Source organism: Rhodococcus sp. NPDC056506 (genome assembly GCF_042794945.1).
Classification (GTDB): Bacteria; Actinomycetota; Actinomycetes; order Mycobacteriales; family Mycobacteriaceae; genus Rhodococcus_F.
The window spans coordinates 36,904-59,139 of the sequence record NZ_JBHTSW010000022.1 but is presented as its reverse complement, the minus strand read 5'-3'; the positions used below and the strand labels follow the sequence as shown (position 1 = coordinate 59,139).

General features: G+C 62.5%; 19 protein-coding genes and 1 tRNA gene. 10 read left to right on the top strand and 10 right to left on the bottom strand.

Translation table 11 applies throughout. The annotated features are described in order from the left end of the window. Nucleotides 1-2: 2 nt before the first annotated feature. From ACFQ6H_RS18370 to ACFQ6H_RS18360, 3 genes are read right to left on the bottom strand one after another with little or no spacing between them, the layout of a single operon-like run. Nucleotides 3-1,331: an amidohydrolase family protein gene (locus ACFQ6H_RS18370; RefSeq protein ID WP_378647749.1), complete on the bottom strand. Its 1,329-nt coding sequence runs from the start codon at nt 1,329-1,331 to the stop codon at nt 3-5. Nucleotides 1,332-1,371: 40 nt separating this feature from the next. Next, a complete protein-coding gene (locus ACFQ6H_RS18365; protein ID WP_378647747.1) occupies nt 1,372-2,349 on the bottom strand; it encodes an isopenicillin N synthase family dioxygenase in 978 nt (325 codons plus the stop codon). Between the two features lie 15 nt (nt 2,350-2,364). After that, a complete protein-coding gene (locus ACFQ6H_RS18360) occupies nt 2,365-3,555 on the bottom strand; it encodes a nitrate ABC transporter substrate-binding protein (protein WP_378647745.1) in 1,191 nt (396 codons plus the stop codon). Nucleotides 3,556-3,806: 251 nt separating this feature from the next. On the opposite strand from ACFQ6H_RS18360, the gene ACFQ6H_RS18355 reads away from it, so the two are divergent. From ACFQ6H_RS18355 to ACFQ6H_RS18340, 4 genes are read left to right on the top strand one after another with little or no spacing between them, the layout of a single operon-like run. Next, a complete protein-coding gene (locus ACFQ6H_RS18355; RefSeq protein WP_378647743.1) occupies nt 3,807-4,589 on the top strand; it encodes an ABC transporter ATP-binding protein in 783 nt (260 codons plus the stop codon). After that, on the top strand, nt 4,586-5,491 hold the full coding sequence (locus ACFQ6H_RS18350) for an ABC transporter permease (protein WP_378647741.1): 906 nt from the start codon (nt 4,586-4,588) through the stop codon (nt 5,489-5,491). The genes ACFQ6H_RS18355 and ACFQ6H_RS18350 overlap by 4 nt, the downstream gene beginning before the upstream one ends. Continuing rightward, nucleotides 5,488-6,558 carry an isopenicillin N synthase family dioxygenase gene (locus ACFQ6H_RS18345; RefSeq protein WP_378647739.1) on the top strand — a complete coding sequence of 357 codons (1,071 nt, stop codon included), beginning with the start codon at nt 5,488-5,490 and terminating at the stop codon, nt 6,556-6,558. Before ACFQ6H_RS18350 ends, ACFQ6H_RS18345 begins: the two co-directional genes overlap by 4 nt. Nucleotides 6,559-6,618: 60 nt before the next feature. Continuing rightward, on the top strand, nt 6,619-7,263 hold the full coding sequence (locus ACFQ6H_RS18340; RefSeq protein ID WP_378647787.1) for a GntR family transcriptional regulator: 645 nt from the start codon (nt 6,619-6,621) through the stop codon (nt 7,261-7,263). Between the two features lie 4 nt (nt 7,264-7,267). On the opposite strand, the gene ACFQ6H_RS18335 is transcribed toward ACFQ6H_RS18340, so the two are convergent. Then, on the bottom strand, nt 7,268-8,044 hold the full coding sequence (locus ACFQ6H_RS18335; RefSeq protein WP_378647737.1) for an esterase/lipase family protein: 777 nt from the start codon (nt 8,042-8,044) through the stop codon (nt 7,268-7,270). Between the two features lie 73 nt (nt 8,045-8,117). Beyond that, a tRNA-Met gene (locus tag ACFQ6H_RS18330) sits at nt 8,118-8,191 on the bottom strand. 450 nt (nt 8,192-8,641) lie between these two features. On the opposite strand from ACFQ6H_RS18330, the gene ACFQ6H_RS18325 reads away from it, so the two are divergent. Beyond that, the gene (locus tag ACFQ6H_RS18325; protein WP_347872101.1) at nt 8,642-9,196 is read left to right on the top strand and encodes a transglycosylase family protein; all 555 of its coding nucleotides are present in this window, start codon (nt 8,642-8,644) and stop codon (nt 9,194-9,196) included. Between the two features lie 106 nt (nt 9,197-9,302). Here the strand turns inward: ACFQ6H_RS18325 and ACFQ6H_RS18320 are convergent, their stop codons facing one another. Beyond that, a complete protein-coding gene (locus ACFQ6H_RS18320; RefSeq protein ID WP_378533989.1) occupies nt 9,303-12,218 on the bottom strand; it encodes a UPF0182 family protein in 2,916 nt (971 codons plus the stop codon). A 174-nt stretch (nt 12,219-12,392) separates the two neighbouring features. Between ACFQ6H_RS18320 and ACFQ6H_RS18315 the strand changes: the two genes are divergently transcribed. Continuing rightward, nucleotides 12,393-12,995, top strand: coding sequence for a PPA1309 family protein (locus ACFQ6H_RS18315; RefSeq protein ID WP_019747831.1), 603 nt, complete (start codon nt 12,393-12,395; stop codon nt 12,993-12,995). 12 nt (nt 12,996-13,007) lie between these two features. Here the strand turns inward: ACFQ6H_RS18315 and ACFQ6H_RS18310 are convergent, their stop codons facing one another. Further along, nucleotides 13,008-14,030, bottom strand: a complete 1,023-nt coding sequence (locus tag ACFQ6H_RS18310) for a PDZ domain-containing protein (protein WP_378647735.1) — start codon at nt 14,028-14,030, stop codon at nt 13,008-13,010. A gap of 123 nt (nt 14,031-14,153) precedes the next feature. On the opposite strand from ACFQ6H_RS18310, the gene ACFQ6H_RS18305 reads away from it, so the two are divergent. The 3 genes from ACFQ6H_RS18305 to ACFQ6H_RS18295 all read left to right on the top strand — a co-directional run bounded on the left by ACFQ6H_RS18305 (nt 14,154) and on the right by ACFQ6H_RS18295 (nt 17,933). Beyond that, the gene (locus ACFQ6H_RS18305; protein ID WP_378647733.1) at nt 14,154-15,554 is read left to right on the top strand and encodes a zinc-dependent metalloprotease; all 1,401 of its coding nucleotides are present in this window, start codon (nt 14,154-14,156) and stop codon (nt 15,552-15,554) included. Nucleotides 15,555-15,655: 101 nt separating this feature from the next. Further along, entirely contained in the window at nt 15,656-16,585 is a 930-nt protein-coding gene (locus ACFQ6H_RS18300) for a hypothetical protein (RefSeq protein ID WP_378647731.1), read from the top strand. Nucleotides 16,586-16,589: 4 nt separating this feature from the next. Continuing rightward, nucleotides 16,590-17,933 carry an ABC1 kinase family protein gene (locus ACFQ6H_RS18295; RefSeq protein ID WP_378647729.1) on the top strand — a complete coding sequence of 448 codons (1,344 nt, stop codon included), beginning with the start codon at nt 16,590-16,592 and terminating at the stop codon, nt 17,931-17,933. Nucleotides 17,934-17,938: 5 nt separating this feature from the next. On the opposite strand, the gene ACFQ6H_RS18290 is transcribed toward ACFQ6H_RS18295, so the two are convergent. After that, complete coding sequence (locus ACFQ6H_RS18290; protein ID WP_269590699.1) at nt 17,939-18,205, bottom strand: WhiB family transcriptional regulator; 267 nt, start codon at nt 18,203-18,205, stop codon at nt 17,939-17,941. Nucleotides 18,206-18,775: 570 nt separating this feature from the next. Then, a complete protein-coding gene (locus tag ACFQ6H_RS18285) occupies nt 18,776-20,914 on the bottom strand; it encodes an ATP-dependent DNA helicase UvrD2 (protein ID WP_003942300.1) in 2,139 nt (712 codons plus the stop codon). Between the two features lie 103 nt (nt 20,915-21,017). Between ACFQ6H_RS18285 and ACFQ6H_RS18280 the strand changes: the two genes are divergently transcribed. Further along, complete coding sequence (locus tag ACFQ6H_RS18280) at nt 21,018-21,275, top strand: mycoredoxin (RefSeq protein ID WP_003942350.1); 258 nt, start codon at nt 21,018-21,020, stop codon at nt 21,273-21,275. 30 nt (nt 21,276-21,305) lie between these two features. On the opposite strand, the gene nudC is transcribed toward ACFQ6H_RS18280, so the two are convergent. Further along, nucleotides 21,306-22,205 (bottom strand): NAD(+) diphosphatase, encoded by a 900-nt coding sequence (nudC, locus tag ACFQ6H_RS18275; protein ID WP_378647727.1) that lies wholly within the window; start codon nt 22,203-22,205, stop codon nt 21,306-21,308. Between the last annotated feature and the right edge of the window lie 31 nt (nt 22,206-22,236).

Below are 22,236 nucleotides of genomic sequence, written 5' to 3'. Positions count from 1 at the left end.
AGTCACAATGCGCTGAGCGTCCGGATCAATTCCACCTCGTCGACGCGGGTCGAATGCCCGTCGCGAATCACGACCTCGCCTGCAACCAACACCGTGTCTACGATCTGACGACTTCCCGTCGTGAGAATGGACGCACCCGGATCTCGTACCGGGAGGCAACCGAAGTCTCGTTCGAACCGAATCATGGTGAGGTCAGCGGGATCACCGACGGAGATTCCGCCGGACCTGGCGGGCAGACCGAGCGCTGCGTTCGCGCCGCCGGACGCGATGTCGATCATGGCTTCGAAGCCTAACAGGTCGGCGCGACCGCGGGCGGCTCGCTGCACGTAGGCGCCCGTGCGCAGCGTCTCCAGCATGTCCTGGGTGTCGTTGCTGGCCGCACCGTCCACGCCCAACCCCACCGCGATCCCCGCGTCGAGGAAGCTCGGGACCGGTGCGATCCCACTGCCGAGGCGCATGTTGCTGACCGGGTTGTACGACACTCCGACGCCGCGCTCCGCCAACACTTTCTGGCCACGGTCGTCGAGTTCGACGCAATGGACCGCCAGCACCCGATCCCACAGAAATCCGTGGGAATCGAGGTAGTCGACAGCGTTCACGCCTGCATGTTCGGTACACATCGTGTTGTCGGTCTGCGTCTCGAGCAGGTGGATCGAGACCGTCATGTCGCGAGACTGCGCGAATTCACGCACTGCCGACATCCCCTCCGGGGTCAGCGATCGCGGATTCGGTACCGCCACTGCCACGTCGACGCGGGAACCAGTCACGTCGTGCATCATCTGATCTGTATGTGCGAGAACATCTCCGAGTGGCTGCATCAGCCGTGGATCAAACCCCCACTTCCTCGTCGGATCCGCCCTGTCTGCGGCCCCGCGCCCCAACACTGCTCGAATCCCGGTGTCGCGCAACGCCCGGATCACAGCGTCGTGAACCTCACTGGACGGGTGCGGCCACATGTGTTCGACCAGGGTCGTCGTACCGCTGCGCAACGCTTCCAACGATGCTGCGACGGCGGCCGCGTACGCGCGCTCCGGAGTGATCTGGACGGACTCTTCCGCGACCGCAAGCAACCATTCGAGAAGCGGTGTCCCTTCGGCGATCCCACGCATCAGTGACTGTTGAAGGTGCGTATGGGTGTTGACGAACCCCGGGATCAGATACGCCCCCGATCCGTCCACACTGCCTGCGCCGGCGCTCCCGGCGGAAACCTCGATCGATTCGACAACGCCGTTCGAGACGACGACATCGCGGCCGCTCAGCCATTGGCCGCCGCTGTAGAGCGTGACGTCCGTGACGATCGTGTCGGCCGAGTTCCGGTGTGCGGTAGTCATCGACAATTCTCCTGAAAGTGTGTGACGGAACGGGTGCGGATCAACGTGCGAAGTTCGCGCGTACTCGCTGGTCGATGTAGCCCTCCGCGGTGATCGGAGGGTACTTGCCCGCGGGGCCCTCGATGGTCACGTCGCGGTTCGCCTGAGCGAAGAACGCGAGACTGTAGCGAGGTCCCCGGTAGTCGGTCACGCCGGGACTCTTCACCCGATGAAAGTTCGACGGCAGGACGTCATCACTCCATCTCATCAGCATGTCGCCGATATTGCAGGTGATCGCTTCCTCGGCCGGCACCACCGACGTCCATTCCTGGGTGTCCATCTCCTTGCCCGGGCACAGTTGCAAACCACCCTGACCGTCACGCTGGAAAAGCAAAGTCAGGCAATCGAAATCGGTGTGCGCACCGGCGCGCCACATCCCTTCGACATCCGCGTCGGCGGCAAGGGGGAAGTAATGCAGCAGCCGCAGTGTGCTCTGGTAGCTCGCCACCGACGGATCGTGCGCCTTGGTGAAGAAGTCTCGTTCGAATCCGAGCTTCTCGGCGAAGCACGAGAGCAGATCCATCGCAATGCCCCAGCACTTGGCTTCGAAGTCCAGGATCGTCTCACGGAACCCGGCCAATTCGTCTGCTGTGGGCCACAGATCTCCCATATGCGGGCGGGTCACCTGGTAGGACTCTTTCTGATCAGGTGTTCCGATGGACGGACGCACCTGCGTCATACTCTCCCAGCCGGAGTTGAAACCCTTCTTGAGCGGATACTGCGCTTTGACCTCGGCGGGGAGCGCAAAGAATCCCTCGGCCGCCGCGAAAGCCTCGCGGACCTGGTCCAGATCGATTCCGTGATTGACGATTTGGAAGAACCCGATGTCGGTCGCTGCCGACCACAACTCCTCGGCGATCTCGCTGCGCCGGTTCTCGAAGTCCGCGAGATCGATTCTTCGGACCTCGCGGTCAGTCGTCTCGGTACCCAGGCCACCCATGCGGGTCTCGCGGTTGAGTTCTGTCATGTCGTAAGTCATTTACTGTCAGCTCCTTCAGCGGATTCCGATGGACGGATCGGTGAACTTGTCGGTGTAGATATCTTCCGCGGTCAGTGACTGCGGTATCGCCGCACCCCCGGCGATCAGGATGGGCTTGAGTTCTTCGACGGTATGGGCGACTCGGGTCATGTCGAACGTCCCGACGGAGCCGTCCGCCTCATTCGCGATCAGGCCTTTCTCTTTCAGGAGCTGGGCACTGAACGCCGCCTCACCCTCGGTGTACGGCGAGAACGACACGTCCTGCGAGACGACGTCGACAATGGCGGCATTCGCGGTATCCGGCGCGGTGATGTAGTCGGCCGTGGCCTGCTGAATGATCGGAACCAGCTTGCTCAAGCACGGCGAGAGTGTCTCGACCTTGTCGGCACGGACGGAAACATTGGAGGCATAGATGTCGAAACCCGAATCCTTCAGCAGGTCATAGGAAACCGGCTTGTCCCATGCCGGCGTCTCCTTCTCGTACGTGTACGGTTCCGAATTCGCGAATCCTTGCTGAGCAATGGTCGGGTCACCGACAAAGCGCGACGGAGCTCCGTCGTAGCTCGTGTCGAGCTGGGACTGCTTCAGTAGTCCTTTTGCCACGAGCCACTGCGGGAAGAGCTGTTCCTTCGAAACGACGACACTCGCGTCGGACTTACCGATATCGGCGACACTCGTCCAGTCCGGATAAGACTCTTTGTCCCACATGAGGATTGCCGGACTGTATTTGAGCAGTGGAGTAACGGCCACGACGGGCTGACTTGCTGCCGCCGCAATCACCTGATCGCCGTGCACGAGTCCGAGGGTGATCGAATCGTCGACGTACATCTGGGAGCTCACGGACTGGAACCCGATTGCCGGTCCCCCGGCTCGCAAGGTCAGGTCGACTCCGGTGTCCTTCCCTCCCGCAACGAGAGTTCCACTGACCGACTTGTCATCGGTGTCGACCGAGTACCCGGGACCCAGCATCTCGAACAGTGCTCCCATGTCCGACTGTGGCTGCCATTGAAGTTGAACCACAACGTTTTCCGGACAGAGCCCCGCCAGGTTCTGAGCCTCGGCGGCGGGTTCGAGCGATTCGGCTGTGGCCGTATCGGCTTCGCTGGAGCTGCAAGCAGTCAATCCGATGGCCGCACACATGGCCAGTGCCACGCCGGCCACTCCCACACTCTTGCGATTGGAATACACCTTGCGATTCGAATACACAGCGTCTCCTTCGTGAAAACAATTGGGATGGGGGCGAACCAAGAAGGGTGATCCGATGAGCACACTCTGCAGCACTTGGATTACATGCAATCGCCTGGTTGTTTCCATCAGGTAACGCAGGCCAAGATCCTTTCCTTACCTGCAATGTCACCTCACATTTACATTCAGCAATCTCGACGACATACATGCAATCCAAGATATGTCGTAGATCTTGAAGAACGTTTGCATGCATTATTGAACCGGAGGCTCAGATGGAACTCGCGAACACGATGCAGGATGCCGACGCTCGCAAACTCACCGCGCCGATGCAGATGGTCTTTTCCGACGTCGTCAAGAAGTTCGACACCGGCACAGTCGCGCTGGACGGCATCGATCTGGACGTGGAGCGGGGAGAATTTGTCGCCGTGGTCGGACCCTCCGGCTGTGGCAAGTCGACCTTGTTGCGCATGGCGGCCGGCCTCGAACGACCGACGAGCGGCGCGGTTGCCCTCGACACCGAATCAGTAGGCTTCATCTTCCAGGAGCCGACCCTTCTCCCCTGGCGGAATGTGCAGGCCAACGTCGAATTGTCAGCCGAACTCGGTGGCGGCGACAAAGCAGCGCGAAAGTTGCGCGCCGACGAGGCAATCCGCGCGGTAGGCCTTGCGGACTTTGCACAGCAACTGCCCAATGCGTTGTCCGGCGGAATGAAGATGCGCGTGTCGTTGGCTCGCGCCCTCACGCTCGCACCCGCTGTGATGCTCCTCGACGAACCTTTCGGCGCACTCGACGAGATGACCCGCCTGGAGATGCAGGTGGAGCTTCAAAGGTTGTACACCGAAAAAGGATTCACCTCGATGTTCATCACGCACTCGGTATCCGAGGCCGTGTACCTGGCAAGCAAGGTGGTTGTCATGACCGCCAGGCCCGGACGAATACATTCGGTCGTCGACATCGATTTCCCTTACCCACGTAGCCCGGAACTGCGCTACGACGCCCGCTACACCGAATACGTCGCCGATATCTCGGCCAGTCTGCAAGGGAGCCTACGATGACCGAAGTTCTTGCAGTTGGGCGAGGCAACACCACACGCACGACCGCGGTTCGCTCTGACTCTGCGACCACCACACAAGCAGAGGCACAGAACGGACGGAACTCGCGAATGAGAGCGCTCGGCGCCCTCGTCCTTTATCCGCTGCTCTCCCTTGCCGGCGCGGTCGCGGCCTGGTCGATCGTCAGCTATCTCGTCCTCTCTCCTGAACGTCGGTTTCTCCTCCCGCCACCGAGTCAGGTGCTGACCAAGTCGCTGCTCGACTGGAAACATCTCTCTCCCATGCTCGAAGCCCTCGCCGTGACGGCGCAGGTTGCGCTGGTCGGCTTCGTCGTCGCGGTGGCAGTCGGCGTCGGAACCGGTGTGCTGATGAGCCAAGCCAAGTGGATCGAGCGGATCGTCTATCCGTACGCCGTTGTGCTGCAAGTCATTCCCATCCTCGCCGTCGTGCCCCTCATCGGCCTCTGGTTCGGCTACGGCATGACCGCTCGTACTCTGGTGTGTGTTCTCATCGCAGCCTTCCCGATCATCACCAACACACACTTCGGATTACAGTCGGTCGATCGCGGATTGCACGAACTCTTCACCCTCGGACGAGCGTCGCGGTGGGATCGACTGGTGAAACTCGAACTGCGAGCGGCAATGCCGGCCATTCTCACCGGTATCCGTACCGCATCCGGCCTCGTTGTCGTCGGCGCCATCATCGGCGACATGTTCTTCGCCAAAGGACAACCCGGGATCGGAACGCTGCTCGACGTCTACCGAAGCCGCCTTCAGTCCGAGGATCTGATCGCCGCGATCGTGATCGCGTCGGTGTTCGGCGTCCTCGTCTTCTCTGCCTTTGGATTCCTCTCACGTGTGCTCGTCGGTAAGTGGCACACGTCCGGCCGCAAGGACTTTAAATGACCCACGAAACTCCTGTCTTCGAAATTCCTACGATCGATATCAGCCCGTACCTCCGCGGCGAGGCAACGGTTACAAACGCCACCAACAGCACTGCCTGTGCGGAAGTGGCAGCTCAACTCGATCGCGCGTGCCGGGACGTCGGCTTCATACAGATTGTCGGACACGACATTCCACAGTCAGCGACCGACGGCCTGGCCGACGCCCTCGACGAGTTCTTTGCGCTCCCACTTGCGCTCAAGAACAACTATCGCCGCCCCTCGTCCGAGAACCGTGGCTACTCACCGCCGAAGTCGGAATCACTCAGCATGAGCCTGGGCGTCGCGTCTGCAAACCAGATGAACGACTTCTACGAAGCGATAGTCGTCGGTACGGAGGTGAGCGATTATCCGGGCGTCGAGCTACCCGAGTCCAGCTACGCCGCCAACACCTGGCCCGACGCTGCGCCCGGCTTCCGACCGGCAATCGAAGAGTATTTCCGCCAGGCACAGAGTTTGGCACGAATCCTGATGTGTGCCTTCACCGACGCCCTCGGATTGCAGCCCGGGTACTTCGATTCGATGCTCGACCACTCGATCGACGCGATGAAGATGAACAACTACGCACTGCCCGAGGGCGAGATCCGGATCTCCGGCGACATGACGGGAATGGGCGCTCACACCGACTTCGGAATCTTGACCATCCTGTGGGCAGATCAGGTTCCGGGCCTACAAGTTCTGAGTACCGACGGCGTGTGGCACGACGTCCAACCTGCCGACGGCGCACTCTTGATCAACCTCGGTGACGCGATGGCGCGCTGGACGAACGACCGATGGCGCTCGACAGTGCACCGAGTCGACCCGCCGATCGTCGACGGCCAGATCATCCGACGTCGCTCTGCCGCATTCTTTTTCGACGGAAACTACGACGCCGTCATCGAAGCACTGCCAGGAACTCTCACATCGGGCGAAGTGGGATACCCGCCGATCACGATCGCCGAGAACATCGCGGCCAAGGTGGCCGGACTGAAAGGCGCGACGGCGCCCGAGGTCGACCGTCGCAGCGCTGACCGGGTGCGCGCCGCCGGGTGACGGTGCCGGGTGGCGCTCCCGGGTACCGTCGATATCGTGCAGGATCGAAGTGAGGACAAGATGACCACCACCGAACGAGCGTTGCTCACCGAGTCCGTGCACGAGACGCTTCGCGAACTGATCTTTTCGGGAGAGCTGGCGCCGGGGACACCGCTGAGTGTTCCCGCGCTGGCGAGCAAACTCAATGTCAGTAGAACGCCGGTCCGCGAGGCCGTGCAGCAGTTGATCTACGAGGGCATCGCCGTCCACACCCGAAATGCGGGTGCAAAAGTCGATTCGCTGGACGCGGAGTCGCTGCGCGCTGTTTTCGAGGTGCGTGAGGTGCTCGACGGTCTCGCAGCGTTCAACGCGACGGCGAATGCCACTCACGAAACCGTCTCGCAGCTCAGCAAGATGGTGCAGGTGCAACGCGAACTTCTCGAGAGTCCGCCGGATCAGCGTCGGGATTCGAAGCTGGACCTCGAGTTCCACACGTTGATTCGTGAGACTGCATGCAATCACCCACTCAGTAAAGCCCTGCACCGTCTGGATGGGCAGTCACATCTCTACCGTTCGGACATGTGGAGCCTCGAGCTCAATCGCCGGATCGCTGTCACCGAGCACGCTCGTATAGTCGCGGCCATCGAATCTGGTGACGCCTTGGGAGCGAGAACCGCCGCGAGCGCGCACGTGGCCGGGCTACTCGTCCGAACAACCCGGACCTGAAGCTTTACCGGAAGGACGGGAACAACGTGTCCGGCCACGTGATGTCGCCGTCGTTCTCGTCCACGAAAGTGCCGACACAGTCGCGCCCCAACGCGCTGATCGCTCCCGAGATCACCTCGGGGTGCTCGAGCTCGGTCAGGTGGTCTGCTCCGGTTCCGGAACCGGGAACGCCATCGACGTACACCCGGCACTGGCCCCCGTCCAGCCGACCGTCCGCCCACTCGCCCGAGCTCTGCACCACCGAATAGTAGGCAGGACCAGGAGTGTCCTCACCTGCATTGAGCTTGGTGAGAACTTCGGAGAACATACAGGTGTCGTAGCCGTCGGCGGGGCCCTGCACGCAGCCACCGGGGCTGCCGTACTGCGGAGCGCCAATAGCGACGTATGAATCCACGATGTCCGAGCCACCGAAGAATTTCGCGTAATACCGGGCGCTCAGTCCGCCCGCACTGTGCGCGACTACGCCGACGTATGTGGCGTCAGCAGCGTAGGTGCGAATCGACTCGGCGATCAGTTCGGCATCTTCGGCAATCGTTTTGCCGGGTGCATCGACGAAATGCGTCTCGTAGCCCGCATCCTGCAGTGCCTCGTCGAGGGCGCGGTAAGGCGCTTGATGGGCTTCACCTGAGCTGTAGAGCTGCTGGCCCGGAACGATGAAGACCACGCGCTTCCCCGCCTCGACCCATCCACCGGCTGCAGCATTGCTCGCAGAGAGCACCGACGCCGCAATCGCCAGAAAAGCGGTGACGACCGATAACAGGGGCACCTTCGAGAATCGCACGTCGCAACCCTACGACGGACGCACGCAAAAAAGGACCGCCGCACTGGAATCCAGTACGGCGGTCCTTTTCTAGTAGCGGGGACAGGATTTGAACCTGCGACCTCTGGGTTATGAGCCCAGCGAGCTACCGAGCTGCTCCACCCCGCGATGCATGGACAAAGTTACACGAGCAGATGAACGGAACGCAAATCGCCTGCGCTGGAGTGAAATACACGCCTGAAAGTCGCAAATCCGAGTGACTGGCTTCACAAAATGCCCGTGAGCATCAACACATAACAGGCATGTAACGAACGTACCTCGAAACCGCATCGGAAAGGCTCTACCAGCGTAAACGTCGGAGTTCGCCAGTGGGAGCAGACCAGAAGGTCCGGAAATTTGCGAATCGACCCTCGTTCAGCGCTCCCGTACGGTCGGTCCCGGCCCGAATCAACCGGGCGAACGCCGACCCGCCGCTGCTCGACTCTGCCCCGCGGGATCGGAACCCCCGAAACCTTCGAGGGGCAGAGACACGGAGAGACAAGCGCCCGGGAAAGCCAGCACCACCGCCGACCCGCAGGCCCGCCGATGTCAGCAAGCGCGGAGAGGATTTACCCCGACATGACGTACACCAGCATCAGCAAGCGTGCACTCGGCACATTGGCAGTAGCCGGCGCACTTGTCGCAGTGCCCCTCACCATCAGCACCGGCACCGCTTCCGCAGCCACCCACAATTGGGACGGCGTCGCACAGTGCGAGAGCGGTGGCGACTGGAACATCAACACCGGCAACGGCTACTACGGCGGCCTGCAGTTCTCGCAGAGCACCTGGACCGCCAACGGTGGCAGCGGCTCGCCCGCCAACGCTTCCAAGGAAGAGCAGATCCGCGTCGCCGAGAACACCCTGCAGAGCCAGGGCCCCGGCGCATGGCCCGTCTGCGGCCAGCGTCTGACCGTCGCGAGCGAGCCCGCAGTCGAAGAAGCTCCCGCAGCGGCACCGGCTCCCGTCGCCGAGGCACCCGCAGTTGCACCCGCCCTCGAGATCCCGGCCGAGCTCAAGCCCGCCGCACAGCAGGCCTACGACACCGCTCGTGACCTCGCCGGCCAGTACGGCTTCGCAGCACAGTTCCAGCAGCTCTCCGATGCCAACGCACCGATCGTTGCAGCACTGCGCTGATTCAGCTCGTACAGTTTCACCTGAGCACACAAGAAGGCCCACCATCCGAACGGATGGTGGGCCTTCTGCTGTTCACGAACTGACGCTGTTCACGAACTGACGCTGCTTACCTCGGCAGCGCCTGGTACGCGTCAACAGCCTTCTGCAGGCGGTCGAGCGCAGCACCGTAGCTGGTGAAGTCACCGCTCTGTTGCGCCGACTTCAATGCCGCCATTGCCGAATTGACCTCGGCCAGTGCCTTCGTGACGTCGTCCGAAGAAGCCGGCGGGGCCGGTGCCGTCGGAGTTGTCGGCGTTTCCGGTTGCGCTCCGGTATCCGGATCGGGTGCCGGCTGGGTGACCGTCGCTGCCGAACCCGCGCCCGGCCAAATCTGACTGATCGCCTCGGAGACGGTCGGTGCATAACCGATCCGAATGCCGTTGGTGTCGCTGAAGCTCACCAGCACACGCGCCAACTGAGGGAACGCGTTCTGCGAGTTTCGCTGCGAATACAAGGGCTCGACGTAGAGGATTCCGCCCTCGGCAATCGGCAGAGTCAGCAGGTTTCCGTACTGAATCTTGTTCGACTGCTTGAGTAGTGACACTTCCGAAGCAACACGCGAATCCGACGTCATCGCCGACTGCGCCTGCTGTGGACCCTGAGTCTGCGTATCGGTTGGCAACTGCAGCACCGTGAACTTGCCGTAGTTCTCCTTGTCGTTCGCCACCGAAATGTAGGCCGACAGCAACTCACGACTGAACCCGACCATCGGACTGGTCAGACGGAAATCCGCCTTCGCGGTGTCCTTGTCGCCCACCAGCACGTAGTACGGCGGCTGGTTGGCGGTCGTGTCGATCGTCGGATCGCTCGGAACCGACCAGAACGCGTTGTTGGTGAAGAACTCACTCGGATCGTCGACGTGGTACTTCGCCAGCATCTCGCGCTGGACCTTGAACATGTCTTCCGGGTACCGGAAGTGCGCCTGCAGGTCGTCCGAAATTTCGCTCTTCGGCTTGACCGTGTCCGGGAAGACCCCCATCCACGCCTTCAGAACCGGATCCTGCTCGTCGACCTGGTACAGCGTGACGGTGCCGTCGTAGGCATCGACCGTGGCCTTCACGGAGTTGCGGATGTAGGAGAACTCCTGGCGCGGAATGAGGCGCCCGGTCGTCTGGTCGATACTGTCCTCGACCAAACCGTCGAGCGAACTGCGCTGCGCGTACGGGTAGTCCTGGGCAGTGGTGTAGCCGTCGATGATCCACTGCATCTTGCCGTCGACCACTGCGGGGTAAGCAGCGCCGTCAGTCGTCAGCCAAGGCGCGACCTCCTCGACCCTTTCCTTCGGATCACGCTTGAAGATGATCTTGGAGTTCGAGCCGATTGCACTCGAGAACAGGATGTTGCGCTCGGTGTACTTCGCCGCGAATGCAAGACGGTTGAACCAGTTGCCGATCGAAACGCCACCCGAGCCTGTGTAGGTGTACTTCGAGGTGTCGGTGTCGTACTCCCGCGGTCCCTCACCGTCGACGGAACCGACGATCGAGTAATCGGCATCCGACTGACTGATCACCTCGCCGTAGTACGAACGAGGATTGTCCACCTTGAGGTTCTCGTTCTCGGGTGTGGTCGTCAGGTCGCTCACCGAGTAGATCGGGTAACCACCGGTGTTGTTCTGACTGTCGCCCTGCACGGCCGTGACTTCGTTTGCCTGGGCCGCGACGAAGCCGTTGCCATGCGTGTAGACCGTGTGCTTGTTGATCCAGTCCGTCTGGTTGCCGGAAAGGTTGTTCGGCGACAGCTCACGCGCTGCGACAACGAAGTCGCGCAACTGTCCGTCTTGTTCGTAACGGTCGACGTTGAGCGTCTGCGGGAACCCGTAGAAGTTCTTGAGCTGACGCTGAGCGGTGAACGTCGGCGACAGGATCGTCGGATCCAACAGTCGTGTGTTCGCGATCGTGGTCCGGTCGGCCGGAACATCTTGGGGCTGCTTGGTGCCGATGCCCGGGTAGTCGACGTAGTCGACGTTCTCTTCGGTGATCCCGTACGCCTGACGAGTCGCTTCGATGTTCCGCTCGATGTACGTGCTCTCCTTCTGCGCCGCATTGGGCTTGACGGAGAACTGCTCGACGATCATCGGGTAGACCGCACCGACGAGCACCGACGAGAGAACCAGGAGAGCGACTGCCATGGCCGGTATCCGAAGATCCCGCGTGAAGATCGACGCGAAGAACGCCAAGGCGCAGATGACTGCGATGGACAACAGAATGAGCTTCGCCGGCAGCACCGCATTGATGTCGGTGAAGCCCGGACCGGTGAACGTCGGTTCCTTACGACTGCTCGACATCAACGAGTATCGATCGAACCAGTACGCAACCGCCTTGAGGAGCACGAAGGTTCCGGCGATAACTGCGAGTTGAATACGAGCGGCAGTGGTGAATGTCCCAGCGCGCCCGGCCAATTTGATTCCACCGAAAACGTAGTGGGTGATCAGATTCGCCACGAATGCCAGCAGGATCGAGACGAACAACCAGTTCAGAACGAAGCGGTAGAACGGCAGATCGAAGGTGTAGAAGCCGACGTCCAGATGGAACTGGGGATCGGTGATGCCGAACTGCTGACCGTTGAGGAACAACTGGATGGTGACCCAGTTGGCCTGCGCGATGAGACCGGACAGGATGCCGATCGCTACCGGAATGATCACGCCGAACAGACGAAGTCGCGACATGACGGTGGTGCGGTAGCGCGCAATCGGGTCATTGGGTCCGGAGACCGGGACGAACACCGGACGTGCACGGTACGCGAGAAGCATCGCGAGCCACACGATGGCTCCGACGACAATTCCGACAACGAGGAAGAGAACGAATCGTGTCAGCAGAACCTTGGTGAACACACCACGGAAGCCGACTTCGCCGAACCACAACCAGTCCGTGTACATGCCGATCAGTCGCGGCCCCACGAGCAGCAAGGCCGCCACAACGACAGCCACCACCAACAAGATTCGACTGCGTCTGGACAGAGAGGGTAAACCTGCGGGGGGCCGCATGCCCACGTGCCACGCTCCAAGATTTGGCGACGCCGTGGCGTCGCAACCGATTGCATCGATCACTGCGGCCACGCCCGAGTGGACTTGGCCGTTTCCGACCACTCTACGTAACAACGGTCACGGGTTGACAACACGGAGAGCGGGAAGCCAGGCAGAAGGTGCGAGGATGAACGTGTGAGTGAAGAGAATATGAGCAGATCACCGAGTGCCCTCGCCCGGTGCGTTCATGAAGTAGTCGACCACATCGACGCCGAAGGCTGGGATCAACCGCCGAAGCTGTACGCGTTGGTACCCACCGAAATGCTCGCCGCAGCCGAACCCGGACTGCTGGACCAACTCGCCGAGGGTGCCGAATACACACCGATCGAGCAGGAATCGCTCCCCGAGGACATCATCGGCGGTTCACGGGCACTCGACGAGTTCCTGGCAACGACGCATTGGCCCGAGTCTGTGCAGGGTTGCATCCTGGTGCAGGAAATCGTCGTCCTACCGCCCGAGGCGGAATCTGATCTCGACCACGCCACAGCGCCGGTGTTGACCGATCAGCACGCGGCGGACGAGGTCGCTCGACTGACTGCCAACGCGCATCCCGATCGACGCGAAGCTCGACTGTTCGTCGGCGTGCTGCGTGACGGTCCTTCGCTGTCGCTGTTGCAGATGCGTCCCGACGAAGATGCGGATCCGTACGGCGACCTGGAACTGCTCACCTACGACGGTCTCGCACCTCACCTCGTGCACGCGCTGTACGCGACGCTCGACGAGGTCGAAGAAGACTGACAGGGACTGCTTTCAGCAGCGGGGTGCGTCGCCGCCGGTGTTGAGGCTCTCGAGTGAGTCCACTGCGCCGGGCAGGTTGTCGACCTTGACGAGTCGAAGCCCGTCCGGCGCATTCTGTTTCGCCTCGTCACAATTCTGGGCCGGCACGAGGAACGTCTCCGCACCTGCTTCGGACGCGGCGATCAACTTGTACCTGATACCGCCGATCGGACCCACTTCACCGGCGGAGTCGATAGTGCCCGTTCCGGCCACGAACTTTCCGCCGTTGAGCTCCCCCGGAGTCAGCTTGTCCACCAAGGCCAGCGTGAACATCAGTCCGGCAGAAGGACCACCGATGTCGGCGAGGTTGAACTGCACCGTGAAGGGGACGTCCGGGACCTCGTTCGGAGTGACGCCGAGGTAACCCGATTCGGGCTTGTTGGGCCGCGCCCCGACGGTGACCGGCACAACGGTCTCCACGCCCGCGCGAATGACGGTGACGTTGATCGGAGTGCCGGGCGCAATCGCCCCGACCGTGTCCTGCACGCCGCTGATCGTGGTCACCGGAGAGTCACCGATCTTGACCAGGACATCACCTTCTTGCAGCGCACCCGCAGCGGGACCGTCGGGGGTCACCTTCGAAACAGTCAGTGCCACCGGCTTGCCGAGATAGTGGAGTGCGGCCAACTCGGCACTGTCCTCGGACTGCTGGAAGTCGGCGGTGTTGGCCTGCTGGATCTCTTCCTTCGACTTCTCGGGCGGATAGATCTCCGAGCGCGGGACGAGTCCGTTGCTGCCACTCGCCCACAGTCCGAATGCTTCGAAGATGTTGAGGCCGTCGCGAACAGACACCGTTGTCATGTTGAGGTTGCCGTCGGTGGGATCGACCTCGGCCCCCTGGATGTCGACAACGGGCTTACCGTCGACGTCGCCGAGCGTGTTGAAGGTGGGGCCCGGACCGAGCGCGACATAAGGAACAGTGACCATTGTTCCGACGACTCCCAACACGACGATGGGTGCGAGTGCGGCCAAGAGCGTCACTATCCGTCGATTCACCTGATCCAGAGTAAAGCGCGAAGGCGCCGGAGCACCGATCGCACCGCCTGAGCGCACTGCGTGTTCGCCGTCAGCGTGACTCGGAGGGCGACTCCGACCGCTCGAGCCTTGTACCGTTGAGGTATGAGCAATATGCCGTTCGGCTTCTCCAACTCCGACGACGATCCCGATCGCGACAAGAACGCGGCGGGTGGCAATCCGTTCGGGGGTGGTGACATGCCGTTCGGGTTCGGCGCGGGCGGTGAGGGATTCGATCCGGCTCAACTCGGCCAGATGCTCACCCAGTTCGGTCAGATGCTGAGCGGAATGGGCTCGTCGATGGGCCAGAGCGGTTCGTCCGGCCCGGTGAACTACGACATCGCCAAGAAGCTGGCACGCCAACAGATCGGGTCGGTCACACCGATCACCGAGGGCAACGTCAAGGCGATCGCCGACGCAGCGCACCTGGCAGAGATGTGGCTGGACGCCGCGACAACGCTCCCCGCCGGAGCGAGCCGGACCCTCGCATGGACTCCGAACGACTGGCTCGACAACACGATCGACACGTGGAAGCGACTCTGTGATCCGGTAGCCGAGAAGGTAGCTGGCATGTGGGTCCAGGGACTTCCCGCGGAAGCACAGCAGATGGCGGGCCCGATGCTGGGCATGCTCGGCCAGATGGGCGGACTCGCGTTCGGCTCGCAATTGGGCCAGGCACTGGGTCAATTGTCCACCGAGGTGCTCTCCTCCACAGACATCGGCTTGCCCCTCGGACCCGAAGGCACCGCGGCCCTTCTCCCCGCTGCGGTTCAGGCTTTCAGTGAGGGCCTCGAACAGCCGCATCAGGAAGTTCTCGTGTTCCTCGCCGCGCGGGAAGCAGCTCATCAGCGCCTCTACAGTCACGTTCCGTGGCTGCGCCAGCGCGTCCTCGCGACAGTCGAAGAGTACGCCCGCGGGATCACGATGGACTTCTCGGCGATGGAAGAATTCGCCAAGGACCTCGACCCGTCTGCTCTCACCGATCCGAGCAAGCTCGAAGCGCTGATGCAGCAGAGCACGTTCGAGCCGCAGAACACACCGGAGCAGAAGGCCGCCCTCGAGCGTCTCGAGACACTGCTTGCGCTGGTCGAGGGTTGGGTGGAGACGGTTGTCACCGCCGCACTCGGCGAGCGACTGCCCGGTGTCGCCGCGATGAGCGAGACGTTGCGGCGTCGCCGTGCCACCGGTGGACCGGCCGAACAGACCTTTGCGACGCTCGTCGGACTGGAACTTCGTCCTCGTAAGGTCCGTGAAGCGGCCGGATTGTGGCAGAAGCTCACTGCGGAAGCCGGTATGGATACTCGTGACGGTGTCTGGTCACATCCCGACCTCATGCCCGATTCGAGCGATCTCGACGCACCGGACGGGTTTGTCGCCCGTGTCCTCGGCGGCGGCGAAGCCGGCAATTTCGACGACCCGATCGCCCAGCTCGAAGCCGTCGAGGCAAAAGAGCGTGCGGCTGAGGCAGCGATGGACAAGACCCGCGAGGACGACGAAGAGAAGTAATTCCTTCTCGACACATTTTCGCAGTTCAGCCAAGCTGACGGCCTGTGGATAACTGCCGCTGAAGGGGACTCGCCGGCCGCGCGTCATGCCAGCATCGAGCGATGACCGGTGACACGCAGAACAGCGCGATACACAACAGCACGACACAGAACACACAGCGATCCGTGGGACCCCGATGGGATCCACGGATCGCTGTTCTGTCACGCCCGGACGGTCGGCTGCAGCTGGGATGGACACCGGGACGCGCCGTCCTGCTGACGCTGCCTGTCGGGGTCGATGCGCGGGCGGTGAAGTCGATCCTTCGCACGATGGACGGCTCGAGATCACGCGCCACCATCCTCTGGGAAGCGTCGAAGCGCGGGATTTCGACGTCGGTGACGGAGGCGTTGCTCGAGCAACTCGCCGATTCCGGATTCGTCCACACTGCCGGCACAAGCGCCGCGTCCGTCCGGATCCACGGCGTCGGCCCTCTCTCGGACGCCGTCGAGCGCGCCCTCGTCACCGGCGGGATCAGCACGCGACGTTCGCGGGGCTACCGCAATACCGACGTCGTGCGCACGTGGAACGAACAACTGGTGGTCTTGGCCGACGACGTCGTCACAGATCCTCGCTTGGTCAGCGATCTCGTTCGATGCGGACTCCCCCACCTTTCCGTCCGCATCCGGGACGGCAACGGTGTGGTCGGCCCTCTAGTCCTGCCGGGTCAGTCGAGTTGCCTGCGGTGCGCCGACATCATCCGATCCGAACTCGACCCTCATTGGCTTCACCTGTCCGCGCAGCTACTCGGCAGCGCGGGCCACGCGGAATCGGCGATGATCCATGCAAGCGTCGCGCTGGCCCTGGCCGAGATCGACGCGGCTCTCGGTGTGGCGGACCGGCGCGGTGCTTCATCCGCAGCCAGTCTGTCCTCGACGCTCGAGATCGCGCTCCGTCCGTATCGAATCACAACGAGGCGCTGGCCTCGGCAAATATCCTGCAGTTGCCAATACCTGGCACCTGTTTCGGGCAAAGGGCGCCCCAGTCAGACATGATGGTGTGGTGTCCGAGATCCCACGCAAGAGTTCTGCCCGTACTGCCAAACTCGCGAGCATCCCCCTGGGGATGGCCGGTCGCGCCGCCATGGGCTTCGGACGCAAGCTCGCCGGCGGCGACAAAGGAGAGATCGACGCACAGTTGAGCGCGAAGGCTGCCGAGCAATTGTTCGCGGTGCTGGGCGAACTCAAGGGTGGCGCGATGAAGCTGGGGCAAGCGCTCAGCGTCATGGAGGCGGCTATTCCGGAGGAATTCGCGGAACCGTACCGCGAGTCGCTGAACAAGCTCCAGGCCGCTGCCCCGCCGCTACCGACCAAGCAAGTACACAAGATGCTCGACCAGCAACTCGGAACCAAGTGGCGCGATCGATTCCAGTCGTTCGACGACGAACCGACCGCGTCGGCAAGCATCGGGCAGGTTCACCGAGCCGTCTGGGCGGACGGCCGTGACGTAGCTGTCAAAGTTCAATACCCCGGCGCCGACGAAGCTCTTCGCGCCGATCTCAAGACCTTGGGCAGATTTGCCGGCCTGTTCGGTTCGGTCATGCCCGGTGTCGACGTGCGACCCGTGATCGAGGAGTTCACCGCCCGCACGGAGGAAGAACTCGACTATCGGATCGAGGCGAACAATCAGCGAGCATTCGCGAAAGAATTCGACGGGGATCCGCAGTTCGTGATCCCGCACGTCGTTGCGAGCGCGCCGAAAGTAGTCGTGACCGAATGGATGACGGCAACCCCGTTGACCAGAATCATCGAGAGTGGAACGCCGGATCAGCGCAATGCTGCCGGTGCGCTACTCGCCGAGTTCCACTTCGCGTCTCCGGCACGCGTCGGCTTGCTCCACTGTGATCCGCACCCCGGCAACTTCATGCTTCTCGAGGACGGCCGACTCGGCGTCATCGACTTCGGTGCTGCAGCGCCGTTCCCGAACGGACTGCCACGGGTTCTCGGGACGATGGTGCGCTTGGCGGTCGAGGAACAATTCGACGAGTTGACGGAGTTGTTGCGCGCCAACGGTTTCGTGATCCCCGGGCGCACGGTGACCGACAAGGAGATCGCAGATTACCTGCGCCCGTTTACCGACCCGATCCAGACCGAGTCATTTCACTTCACTCGGTCATGGCTGCAAAAGGCCGCCGGAACCGCCACTGACTTCAACAGTGCGCAATTCCGAACGGCCCGTGCACTCAACCTTCCGGCCGAGTATTTGATGATCTTTCGTGTTCTTCTCGGTTCGGTCGGCATATGCGCCCAGTTGGACGCATATGCCCCGTACATGGAAATCCTGACTCGTTGGTTGCCAGGGTTCGCGGAGCCGGTTCTGGATGAAACCGGCTCCGCCGAATAGAGCTCTCACGCGCACACGAGTTGCTTGCGTGGGCGCCCCCTCGGCCTCTTGCGCGCTATGACGGCCCCCTGATCGAGGATTTCGCCTCCCCACACCCCCCAGGGCTCGGCGCGGTCGAGAGCCGCACTGAGACAACGGGAACGGATGGGGCACTGCGCGCACAGTGCCTTGGCCTGCTCGAGTTCGGCCGGAGCTTCGGCGAACCAGAGATCGGGGTTGGATGCCCGGCACGGCAGGTCGCGGCGGGTGGAGGCGACCTCGATGAATGTCACTGCAGCCGAAGTGACGTCGGTGGATGTTGCTGCAGTGGTGGAGTTTTCGGATTCCACGCGGATTGTCTGGGCAGACAACTCGGTCTCCTAGTGCTCGGATGCGAAACTGTGTCGCACGATATGGGTTCGATGGGTGCGAACCTGAGCCGAGTCGGAAACCAGATCAAGAGGGGTATCCAACACAAAGGCCACGGTCCGCAGGGGCTGCGGGTCCGTGGCCGTAAGTGAACGGATGTGTCCTACCGAGAAATACCTCGATGGCTTAAGAACACGGACTCGACAGCTGCTTTCTTTGCTGCTGCTTGAGGGCGCAGGCGGAACGCATGCTGCGCCCATCCCGCTGCACGCGGCAGCATGGGGGCGGCAACAGCGAACTTTGCGCTTGCGCACGCTTCGTAAGAGATCAAGTTCGTCATTTATTTGCCACCTCCATTTCGTGTCGGTCCGGATAGTTTCTGCGCACAGGTTGCCCCGTAACACTGAAAACCAGAGTAGAGAATCTCTCGAATCTGCACAACCTATTTTTGACCTGCGGTTATGTAACTCACGGTTGTCGATTCAGATGTGTTGTCAGATATCGAGTGTTGCCGCTCGCAGTTCGCCGCGAATGACAGCAAGGACGTCTTCGCCGAAATTGTCGAGTTTCTTCGGCCCGATTCCGGGAATCGAGACCAGTCCACGATTGTCTTGTGGTCGTTGTTCGGCAATAGCCATCAGCGTGTTGTCACTGAAGACGACATAGGCCGGAACTTTGAGTTCACGGGATTTGTCCAGACGCCAGGCCTTGAGATGTTCGAGCAATTCCAGGTCGACATTGGACGGGCACTTCTCGCAGCGTCCGAGCATTGTCGCCGACGTCCCGATCAGCGGTTTACCGCACACGCGGCAGCGCGGACGCTTCTTGTTCCCCGACGACGGCGCGGCGACGCGTGAGGCAGGCGAGTCCTCCGGGATGAGTCCGTTGAGGAATCTCGACCGACGACGCGACTTGCGTCCGCCCTCGTTGCGCGCCAGCGCCCACGACAGCTGCAGATGCTCACGAGCGCGGGTCACCCCCACGTAGAGAAGCCGACGCTCCTCCTCCACCGCTACGTCGTCGGCGCCCGAATTGGCGTCGCCGAGAACGTGTTGGATCGGCAGGGTGCCGTCGTTGAGGCCGACCAGGAACACCGCATCCCATTCGAGTCCCTTGGCCGCGTGGAGCGAAGCCAGCGTCACACCCTGCACTGTCGGTGGGTGCCGCGCCTCGGCTCGGGCCGTGAGCTCCTGCAGGAGCCCGGTGAGCGTGAGTTCGGGTTCGTGGACGAGTTGTTCTTCGGTCAGCGCCACGAGAGCCGAGAGCGACGCCCAGCGTTCGCGTGCCTGAGTACCCGAAGGCTCCTCGTTGGTCAGGCCGAGCGGAGCGAGCACGGCGCGAACGAGTGAGACCAGCGCTTCGCCGTTGTCTGCACCTTCGGGGAGGTCGTCGCGTCCGGCAGCCTGGCGCAGCGCCGCCACTGCCTGACGGACCTCGGTACGGGTGAAGAAGCCCTCTCCACCGCGCACCTGGAACGGGATGCCGAGCTTGGTGAGCGCCTGCTCGTGCGCCTCGGACTGGGCATTGATCCGGTACAGAACAGCGATCTCGGCGGCGGGGGTGCCTGCCGCGATCAGCCGTTTGATCGCCCGCGCAACGCCGAGCGCCTCGGCCGGCTCGTCGTCGAACTCCATGAACTCCGGCTCGGGCCCCGGTGCGCGCTGCCCGATCAGCTGCAGACGCGTCCCGGCGATCCGCCCGCGCGCCGCACCGATCACGCGGTTCGCCAACGACACGACCTCCGGTGTGGAGCGGTAGTCGCGTTCGAGCCGGACGACGGTCGCCTCGGGGAATTTGCGGGAGAAGTCCAACAGGTAGTTCGGGGTGGCTCCGGTGAAGGAGTAAATGGTCTGATTCGCATCGCCCACCACGGTCAGGTCGTCGCGGTCCCCCAGCCAGGCGTCGAGCACTCGCTGCTGAAGTGGGGTGACGTCCTGATACTCGTCCACGACGAAGCAGCGATAGCGCTCGCGGAACTCGTCGGCGACCGTCGAATGCTCTTCGAGAGCTGCCGCTGTGTGAAGTAGGAGATCGTCGAAGTCCAGGAGCATGCCGTCCTGGCCGCGTGCCTTCAGCTCTTCGTATGCTGCATAAACCTGGGCCACCTTGGTGGCGTCGACCGGTGCCTCACGGCGAATCTTGGCGATCGCCCGTGGGTAGTCCTCCGGCGCGATCAGCGAAGCCTTCGACCATTCGATTTCGCTGGCGAGGTCCCGGACGCTTTCAGTGCTGGTGGACAATCCCACCCGAGCTGCGGCGCTACTGACAACTGCGAACTTTCGGTCGAGCAGACGCCAGGGCGTGTCACCGACAACCTGCGGCCAGAAGTACTTCAGTTGCCGGAGAGCAGCAGCGTGAAAGGTTCGAGCCTGGACCTGCGGCCCACTCCCGCCGACGCCCAGTTCACGGAGACGCCCACGCATTTCCCCGGCCGCACGAGCGGTGAATGTCACGGCAAGCACCTGACCGGCCGACACGTGACCGTCGGCAACCAGATGAGCGATCCGACGTGTAATGGTGCGGGTTTTGCCTGTTCCAGCGCCCGCGAGAACGCACACCGGGCCGCGTGGCGCGAGCACGGCGGCCGATTGTTCTGGATCCAGTCCGGTGTCCGCAGGCATGGGCACCATCATGGCAGGACGTTCCGACACTCCAATCGCCGCGCCCGACGGTATGTGCGCAAGAGAACACGGGCCGATACGGAACAACGCTCTCGGTCGTGGTGTTATATCGGCCGTGACTTCTACCGAAAACGCGCCTGCCCTGACCATCTACTCGACCACGTGGTGCGGCTACTGCCGCCGCCTCAAGACTCAGCTCAACGCGTCGGGGATCGAGTACACCGAGATCGACATCGAGAACGATCCGGCAGCAGCTGACTTTGTCGGCAGCGTCAACGGTGGCAATCACGTCGTTCCGACCGTGAAGTACGGCGACGGCAGCGTCGCGACCAACCCGTCGCTCAACCAGGTCAAGCAGGCTCTGGGTCTGTAGGTCTTCTCCGGCTGCTACTTGACCCAGCCCTTATTTGACCCAGCTCTCGAGCATTCCGCGAGCGATGGAGATCGATCCGGGCAGCAGCAGTGGCGCGTCCGCTTCCGAACCCCAGTCGCCGAGTTCGAGAGCGGCGCGCACCTCGTCCTTGGTGAACCAGGTGCCCTCGGCGATCTCGCCGTCTGCGAACAGCAGCGGAGCGGCGGGATCGCCGATTGCGGCAAAGCCCAACATCACCGATCGCGGGAACGGCCAGGGCTGGCTGCCGAGGTATCGGACGCTGTGCACGTCGATACCGACCTCTTCCTTGATCTCGCGGACAACACACGTTTCGAGCGACTCCCCGGCCTCGACGAATCCCGCGAGAATCGAGAAACGCCGCTGCGGCCAGGTCGGCTGACGCGCGAGCAGAACTCGATCGCCGCCGTCGTGCACCAGGCAGATGACCGCCGGATCGGTTCGGGGAAACTCCTCGTGGCCCGTGGACGTGGAGATGCGAGACCAGCCGGACATGGTGGGCTCACTCGGTGCGCCGTCGAGAGCGCTGAATCCGGCACTGTCGTGCCAGTTGAGAATCGCGACGGCACCGGTCAACAGGCCGGCGTCCGCGTCGTCGAGTGTTCCGCCGAGCATCCGCAATTCGGACAACGTGCCCGCCAGCAGCGACACCCGCACTGCCCACACGTGGCGATTCTCGCGAATTCCCAGGAACACCGCACCGCGCACCGGTTCGGGTCCCAACTCGGTTGCCTCGGCGAAGACCAATTGACCTTCCGGCGACACCTTGACCTGACCCCGTGAATTCACCCGTAGAAGCAGCGCATCCGCCCACCCCGTGGTCAGTGCAGCGGCGTCCGACCGCAATTCCTCGGCGCGGCCGACGCTCGAACGTGAGAGCAGAGGTGTTTCGGTCAGCTGGAAGTCGTTCACGCTCACGACATTACTGCGCGCACGAAGCTCG

Excerpts from the sequence above, each read along its gene's own strand:
- ACFQ6H_RS18370 (WP_378647749.1), bottom strand. The coding sequence starts at position 1,331 with ATGACTACCGCACACCGGAACTCGGCCGACACGATCGTCACGGACGTC.
- ACFQ6H_RS18365 (WP_378647747.1), bottom strand. The coding sequence starts at position 2,349 with ATGACTTACGACATGACAGAACTCAACCGCGAGACCCGCATGGGTGGC.
- ACFQ6H_RS18355 (WP_378647743.1), top strand. The coding sequence starts at position 3,807 with ATGGAACTCGCGAACACGATGCAGGATGCCGACGCTCGCAAACTCACC.
- ACFQ6H_RS18350 (WP_378647741.1), top strand. The coding sequence starts at position 4,586 with ATGACCGAAGTTCTTGCAGTTGGGCGAGGCAACACCACACGCACGACC.
- ACFQ6H_RS18345 (WP_378647739.1), top strand. The coding sequence starts at position 5,488 with ATGACCCACGAAACTCCTGTCTTCGAAATTCCTACGATCGATATCAGC.
- ACFQ6H_RS18340 (WP_378647787.1), top strand. The coding sequence starts at position 6,619 with ATGACCACCACCGAACGAGCGTTGCTCACCGAGTCCGTGCACGAGACG.
- ACFQ6H_RS18325 (WP_347872101.1), top strand. The coding sequence starts at position 8,642 with ATGACGTACACCAGCATCAGCAAGCGTGCACTCGGCACATTGGCAGTA.
- ACFQ6H_RS18320 (WP_378533989.1), bottom strand. The coding sequence starts at position 12,218 with ATGCGGCCCCCCGCAGGTTTACCCTCTCTGTCCAGACGCAGTCGAATC.
- ACFQ6H_RS18305 (WP_378647733.1), top strand. The coding sequence starts at position 14,154 with ATGAGCAATATGCCGTTCGGCTTCTCCAACTCCGACGACGATCCCGAT.
- ACFQ6H_RS18300 (WP_378647731.1), top strand. The coding sequence starts at position 15,656 with ATGACCGGTGACACGCAGAACAGCGCGATACACAACAGCACGACACAG.
- ACFQ6H_RS18285 (WP_003942300.1), bottom strand. The coding sequence starts at position 20,914 with ATGATGGTGCCCATGCCTGCGGACACCGGACTGGATCCAGAACAATCG.